Annotated in this window: 5 protein-coding genes and 1 pseudogene; 2 read left to right on the top strand and 4 right to left on the bottom strand. The window is 71.5% G+C overall.

What is annotated here, in order from left to right; translation table 11 throughout:
- On the bottom strand, nucleotides 1-2,504 hold a 2,504-nt coding region (gene asnB, locus VFJ94_RS04060), incomplete at its 3' end, for an asparagine synthase (glutamine-hydrolyzing) (protein ID WP_325002910.1).
- A 100-nt stretch (nucleotides 2,505-2,604) separates the two neighbouring features.
- Between asnB and VFJ94_RS04055 the strand changes: the two genes are divergently transcribed.
- Nucleotides 2,605-3,090 (top strand): hypothetical protein, encoded by a 486-nt coding sequence (locus VFJ94_RS04055; protein WP_325002909.1) that lies wholly within the window; start codon nucleotides 2,605-2,607, stop codon nucleotides 3,088-3,090.
- A 111-nt stretch (nucleotides 3,091-3,201) separates the two neighbouring features.
- Here VFJ94_RS04055 and guaA read toward each other — a convergent pair whose 3' ends face one another.
- From guaA to VFJ94_RS04040, 3 genes are all read right to left on the bottom strand, one after another.
- Complete coding sequence (gene guaA, locus VFJ94_RS04050; protein WP_325002908.1) at nucleotides 3,202-4,791, bottom strand: glutamine-hydrolyzing GMP synthase; 1,590 nt, start codon at nucleotides 4,789-4,791, stop codon at nucleotides 3,202-3,204.
- Nucleotides 4,792-4,964: 173 nt separating this feature from the next.
- Nucleotides 4,965-5,351 (bottom strand): DUF3817 domain-containing protein, encoded by a 387-nt coding sequence (locus VFJ94_RS04045; RefSeq protein ID WP_325002907.1) that lies wholly within the window; start codon nucleotides 5,349-5,351, stop codon nucleotides 4,965-4,967.
- Nucleotides 5,348-6,124: an SURF1 family protein gene (locus VFJ94_RS04040; RefSeq protein WP_325002906.1), complete on the bottom strand. Its 777-nt coding sequence runs from the start codon at nucleotides 6,122-6,124 to the stop codon at nucleotides 5,348-5,350. The genes VFJ94_RS04045 and VFJ94_RS04040 overlap by 4 nt, the downstream gene beginning before the upstream one ends.
- Nucleotides 6,125-6,195: 71 nt before the next feature.
- Between VFJ94_RS04040 and VFJ94_RS04035 the strand changes: the two are divergent.
- Nucleotides 6,196-6,605 (top strand): annotated as a pseudogene (locus VFJ94_RS04035) (hypothetical protein); the annotation flags it as partial.

The following is a 6,605-nucleotide window of genomic DNA, read 5'->3' as shown; positions in this document are numbered from 1 at the left end:
CCGAAGGTGTCTCGGTAGGCCGCCGGCACCCGCTCGCGGATGGCCGCGGACAGCCGCGCGGCCACCGCGTCGGGGTCCTTGGGCGCGAGCTTGGCCGAGACGTTGGCCGGGTAGACCGAGTACTCCGTGGGTCCGTCGATGGCGCGGATGTCGCCGCCGACGAGGTCGTAGAAGAGGCCGCGCCTGCCGATGAGCTTGCCGATGGCGCCGCCGGCCGAGGCGTAGAGGACGCGGCCGAGGCCGGCCTCCTCGATGGCGAGCTGCATCGTGAACGGCGAGCCGAGCCCGATGCCGGCCGGGGTGCGGGTGACGTAGCGGGACAGGATGCGGGCGGGGCGGCCCACCTTGATGTCCCAGAGGAAGTAGGACCGGCCCTGGGTGATGGCCACGATCTTCTCCGAGATGAAGAAGTACCACCGGCCCCGGGTCGCCGTCTCGTGCTCCGGCCCCGCGGAGGGCAGGCCGGCGAAGAAGCGGTCGAGGTAGCCGAGGGTCTTGGCGTCGAGGTCGTCCTCGCGGGCGTAGAGCTCGGTGCGCAGCGGGTAGCGCCGCACGACCTCGCCCGAGGGCAGCACGAGGTCGAGCTCCTTGCGGGCGTTGGGCTCGTAGTCCGTCTTGACCCGCGGCGCCTGCGCCTCCGCCGGCTTCTCGTCGAAGTACTCCTGCAGCCACAGCTCGAGGTTGATCAGCCGCCAGAACGTCATCGAGTCGACGTCGTTCGTGCCCTTGATCCACCCCTCGAAGGCGTGCACCACCTCGGTCTGGTTGAAGTAGGGCCGGTTCGCGAAGGACTCCGAGAGGAAGATGCCGTAGAAGTGGTTCTTGAGCCGGAGAAACCACTCCCCCTGCGGCGTCGTGAAGCCGATCTTGTTGCGGCGCCGGTTGATCGACTCGGGGAGCAGCTCGCGCGTCGCGTCGCGCAGGACCCGCTTGTTCCAGCCGTCCTTGATGATCGCCTCGTCGGAGAGGCTGAAGACGAACTTCACGACCTCCTTGTCGAGGAACGGCACGCGGCCCTCGAGCGAGAAGCGCATCGTGTTCTTGTCCTCGTAGCGCAGCAGCGACGGCAGCGACCCGACGAAGAGGTCCTCGATGAGCCGCTTCTTGAGGTTGCTGCCCTCCACGGTGTAGCGCTCCCCGGCGTATGCCGCCGTGAACGCCGGTGCGAGGAGCTGGGTCGTCGGGACGTCCTTGCGCCCGCGCAGCTTCGCCTTGAGCTTGAAGCGGCCCAGGCGGTAGATCACGTCGAGCGACCTCGCCAGCTCGGCGGCCGCCTTCCGCGCGCCCTCGGCACGCAGCTGGCGCAGGTAGACGAAGTAGTAGGGGATGTAGCCGGCCATCATCTCGTCGGCTCCCTGGCCGTCGAGCAGGACGGTCACGTGCTTGGTCGCCTCGCGCATGACCTGAAACTGGGCGTAGGGGCCCGAGGAGATGAGCGGCTCCTCCTGCGTGCGGACGAAGTCGCGCAGGTCGGCCTTGAACTCGTCGGCGGTGGGCCGGATCTTGTGCGCGGCCACGTGCCCCTTGCAGATCTCGAGGACGTCGTCGACGTACCTCTCCTCGTCGTTGATCGACCCGGGGAAGACGGCGGAGAAGGTGTTCTGCTGCGTGCCGACCGACTCCGTGGTCTTGTCGCCCTCGTTGATCAGCCGGTTGATGACGACCGCGACGGCGGACGAGTCGAGGCCACCGGACAGGGACGTGCCGACCGGCACCTCGGACTGCAGGCGCAGCCGCACGGCCTCGACGAGCCGCGCCTTGTACTCGGCGGCGGCGGCGGCGTCGTAGGGCCGCTGCTGCGTGGCCAGCTCGGCCAGCTCCTGCCGGAGGCGGGTGAAGGGCCGCCGGTCGACGCCGTCGGCCGAGACCGTCATGAGCTCGCCCGGCTCGAGCCGCTCGATGCCGTCGAAGAAGGTCTCCCGGCCGTCCTCGTGGATGCGGAAGCGCAGGTAGCGGTAGATCGAGCGGTCGTTGGGCTTCTTGTCGTAGTGACCGCTGGCGAGGATCGGCTTGATCTCGCTGGCGAAGAGCACTGCCTCACCTGCCTCGCCCGGACCGGGCACCCGGCATACGTAGAGCGGCTTGATGCCGAAGTGGTCGCGGGCGAGCGTGAGGGTCCGGGTCTGCCGGTCCCAGATCGCGAGACCGAACATGCCGTTGAAGCGGTCGAAGGCGTCGTTGCCCCACTCGGCGAACGCCTGCAGGACGACCTCGGTGTCGGAGTCGGTGGTGAAGACCCGCCCGGCCGCCTCGAGCTCGGCGCGCAGGTCGAGGTAGTTGTAGACCTCGCCGTTGTAGGACAGCGTGTAGCGGCCGTCAGCCGTCGCCATCGGCTGCTGGCCGTGCGCGACGTCGATGATGGACAGGCGCCGGTGCGCGAGCCCGACGAGGTCTTCGGTGAAGGTGCCCTGACCGTCGGGCCCGCGGTGCTGCTGGCAGTCGTTCATCCGGGCGAGCAGCGCCTCGTCCGCCTCGAACCCGAAATAGCCCGCGATGCCACACATGCGCCCAACCCTAGTGGCCGTATGCCGTGAACCCTCCCCCGACTGGCGGCGTCTCCGTCTGCGGGAACTCCCCCCACCTCTTCCGACGAAAAGAGCTGCCATGCTTCGTGTCTCCCGCTCCGCGTCGTTTGTCGCAGGCGCCCTCATCGGCCTCAGCACCCTCGCCACGACGACCGCCTCCGCCGACGACGGCGGCGGCGAGTCGCCGCTGCTGCGCTCCTCCGTGGGCGCGAGCATGCCGGACGACCACGACCTGTTCATGGTCCAGCCGGGCTCCCTGCCCTGGGTCATCGAGGAGGGCGACGTGCGGCTGGACGGCGACGGGAGCCTCCGGGTCGAGGTGGAGGGCCTGATCGTGCCCACCCTGCACAAGAACCCCGTCCCCATGCTGGCCGCGAGCGTCGCGTGCAACGGCGCGGTGGTGGCCACGACCAAGGCCGTGCCGTTCAGCATGGCCGGCGACGCGAGGATCCGCGCGCACGTCATGCTCCCCATGCGCTGCCTGGCTCCCGCGGTGCTGCTCAACCCCGCCAAGAGCGACGGGACCGTCAACGCGGGCTTCTTCATCGGGGCGAGCGGCCGCTGAGCCCGGGGTGTGACCCCGACCGAGTCGCCGCGGTCCCAGCCCGGCGCTGGGACCGCGGTCCGGCCGGTGGAAGGCGCGTCTCACTGCGGCGCGCAGGTCACTCCCATTCGATCACTCCCATTCGATGGTGCCGGGCGGCTTGCTCGTGACGTCGAGGACGACCCGGTTGACCTCGGCCACCTCGTTGGTGATCCGGGTCGAGATCCGCGCCAGGACGTCGTAGGGCACCCGCGCCCAGTCGGCCGTCATCGCGTCCTCGGAGGCCACCGGCCGCAGTACGACGGGGTGGCCGTAGGTGCGGCCGTCGCCCTGGACGCCGACCGAGCGCACGTCGGCGAGCAGGACGACCGGGCACTGCCAGATGTGGCGGTCGAGCCCGGCGCGGGTCAGCTCCTCGCGGGCGATGGCGTCAGCCCGGCGCAGCAGGTCGAGCCGCTCGGCCGTCACCTCGCCGATGATCCGGATGCCGAGGCCCGGCCCCGGGAAGGGCTGGCGCCACACGATGACCTCGGGCACCCCGAGCTCGAGGCCGACCTGGCGCACCTCGTCCTTGAAGAGGGTGCGCAGTGGCTCGACGAGCTTGAACTGCAGGTCGTCGGGCAGGCCGCCGACGTTGTGGTGCGACTTGATGTTGGCCGCGCCCTCACCGCCGCCGGACTCGACAACGTCGGGGTAGAGGGTGCCCTGCACGAGGAACTCGACGGGGTGGCCCTCGCGTGCCCCTGAGCCGACGACGTCGCGGGCCGCCTGCTCGAAGACGCGGATGAACTGCGTGCCGATGATCTTGCGCTTCGCCTCCGGGTCGGTCACGCCGGCGAGGGCGGCGAGGAACTGCTCGCGCGCGTCGACGACGACGAGGTCGACGCCGGTCGCGGCGACGAAGTCCTGCTCGACCTGCTCGGCCTCACCCTCGCGCAGCAGCCCGTGGTCGACGAAGACGCAGGTGAGCTGGTCCCCGACCGCCTTCTGCACGAGGGCGGCCGCCACGGAGGAGTCGACGCCACCCGAGAGCGCGCAGAGCACCCTGGAGTCGCCCACCCGCTCGCGGATCGCCTCGACGAGCTCGTCGACGACGTTGGCCGGGGTCCACTCGGGCGGGATGCCGGCGCCCTTCCAGAGGAAGTTCTCCAGCACCCGCTGGCCCTGGGCGGAGTGCAGCACCTCGGGGTGCCACTGCACGCCGTAGAGGCGGCGCTCGTCGTCCTCGAAGGCCGCGACCGGCGTGCCCGCGGTCGAGGCGGTGACGCGGCAGCCCTCAGGTGCGACGGTGACGGAGTCGCCGTGCGACATCCACACGACCTGGTCGCGGGGCTGGCCGGCGAAGAGCGTCGAGCCGCCCGCGTCGATCGCCGCCTCCGTCTTGCCATACTCGCGGGAGCCCGTGTGCGAGACGGTGCCACCGAGCGCCTGGGCCATCGCCTGGAAGCCGTAGCACATCCCGAACACGGGGACACCGGCGTCGAGCAGCGACGGGTCGAGCGTCGGCGCGCCCTCGGCATACACCGAGGCGGGACCGCCCGAGAGGATGACGGCGGCCGGCTTCCTCGCGAGGAGGTCCGCCACGGGCGTGGTGTGCGGCACCACCTCGGAGTAGACGCGTGCCTCTCTGACCCGGCGAGCGATGAGCTGGGCGTACTGCGCTCCGTAGTCGACGACGAGGACGGGATGCGCCTGCAAGTCGGTGGGGTGCGGCTCGTTCACCGGCCAACTCTATCCGCCGCGGGACGCCGCCCCGCGCACCCGTCGTCCCGCCCCCCTACGTCACTGCTCCACTTTCTGCAACAGTGACGTAGGCACCGGGCACTGCCCCGCCGCCCCCTACGTCACTGCTCCACTTTCTGCAACAGTGACGTAGTGACGCGGGGTCGTGGGTGTCAGGCCGGGCGGGCGCCGGCCGGGCCGGGGTCGGCGACGTAGGCGCGGTGCAGCAGGGCCCGGGTCTCCGCCGTGACGCGCCGCTCGGCGAGCCACGGCAGGAGCGGCACGAAGCCGGTCAGCAGGTGCAGCACGATCCGCTGCGGAGTCCAGGCCGACTTGATGCCGAGGTTGGCGATGGACACGGCATACGCCATGTAGATCACCCCGTGGATGGGGCTCCACACCTGCGAGAAACCGGGGCTCTTGGGCGGGCCGTACTTGACCACCATCGCCGCGATGAGGACGAAGAGGGCGAGGCCCGCGACGATCGCCATGACCCGGTAGAAGGTCAGGGCCGAGCGGATCTGCTTCGGCTTGGCCAGGCTGGTCGGATACGTGCTCACGCGTGCGCCTCTTCCTTGGGGACCAACGGCTCGGACCGGGTCGGTGGCTGGACTCGCATCATCTTCCACCACATCCAGATCGCGAAAATACCGAAGACCCACCACTGCACGGCGTATGCCGCGTTGCGCAGGTTGAGCGACTGGCCGGGGTCCGGCGGCGGGACCCGGGTCAGGGCGCCCGCCGACACGGAGGCGACACCGGTCGGGACCAGCGAGGACTCCGCGGACGCGAGGACGACGACGTTGTAGAGCTCGCCGGGCCACTCGTTGACGAGCGAGGCGAGGTCGAGCGAGCGCCGCTGCCCCGGCGGAAGGGAATCAGCGCCGCCGCGGGGCGACTCGCTCGGCCCGAGGGTGCCGGCCACCTCGACCCGCCCCGTCGGCGGGGTCGGCGCCGTCGCGGGCGCGCCGTCGACGAAGCCGCGCAGGACTGCGACGGTCCCGCCGGTGTCGGTGACGAGTGGAGTGACGACCCAGGACCCCTCATGAGTGCCGAGCCGCCGGCCGACGACCACGAACTGACCCTTCGCGGCATACGTGCCGGTCACCGTGACCGCGCGGTTGGACAGCTCCGCCGCAAAGGGCGAGTGGGGAGCCGTGACCTCCGAGAGCGGCCTGCGTGGCAGGCTCGCCGCGGCGGCGATGGACTCGCGCCGGCCCTCGTCATGCGCCACGCCGAGCTGCCACAGGCCGAGCAGCGTGCACGCCGCAACCACGACAGCCAGCAGGGCGAGCAGGCCCAGTCCCCGCGGGGAGAGCAGGCGTCTGGACACCGTTCCAGCCTAGGTCACCCAGGCGCCGGGGCTGGACGCGCCTCGGGGAGTCCGTGCCACACTCGACGACCATGCAGCTGCTCCGACCCGGGCTCGTGGCACTCGCCGGGCTCGCCGCCCTCGGGGGGTGCGGCTCGGGCGACGCCCCGCTGACCCCGGTGACCGTGACCGTGGCCGCGCCCGACGCCGGGACCCCGGCCGCGGCCACCCCGAGCTCCGTCCCCACGGTGGGGGCCACGCCGACGGGCTCGGGCCCGCGCACGCTGCCCTACCAGCTGTCCGCGGGCTCGCCCGTCGGCGCGCCCCGCACCTTCGCGGAGGCCCAGGGGCGGCTGGCCAGGGCCGTCGTCGACCCCGCCGTCAGGGGCACCTTCCGCAGCCCGACGGGCAACCTCTTCTGCGACGTCAGCGCCGGCGCGGCGGTGCCGGCGTGCGAGGTGGCGCAGGGGCGGGTCGCTCCCCCGGCCCCGATGGTGTGCCC

The sequence above is a fragment of the Intrasporangium sp. genome, assembly GCF_035688975.1.
GTDB lineage: Bacteria > Actinomycetota > Actinomycetes > Actinomycetales > Dermatophilaceae > CALMNV01.
The sequence above is the reverse complement of the archived record's forward strand: the minus strand, read 5'-3'. Positions and strand labels throughout refer to the sequence as shown.

Bases quoted from the DNA above. Each gene is read 5' to 3' on its own strand.
- VFJ94_RS04055 (WP_325002909.1), top strand. From the start codon at position 2,605: ATGCTTCGTGTCTCCCGCTCCGCGTCGTTTGTCGCAGGCGCCCTCATC.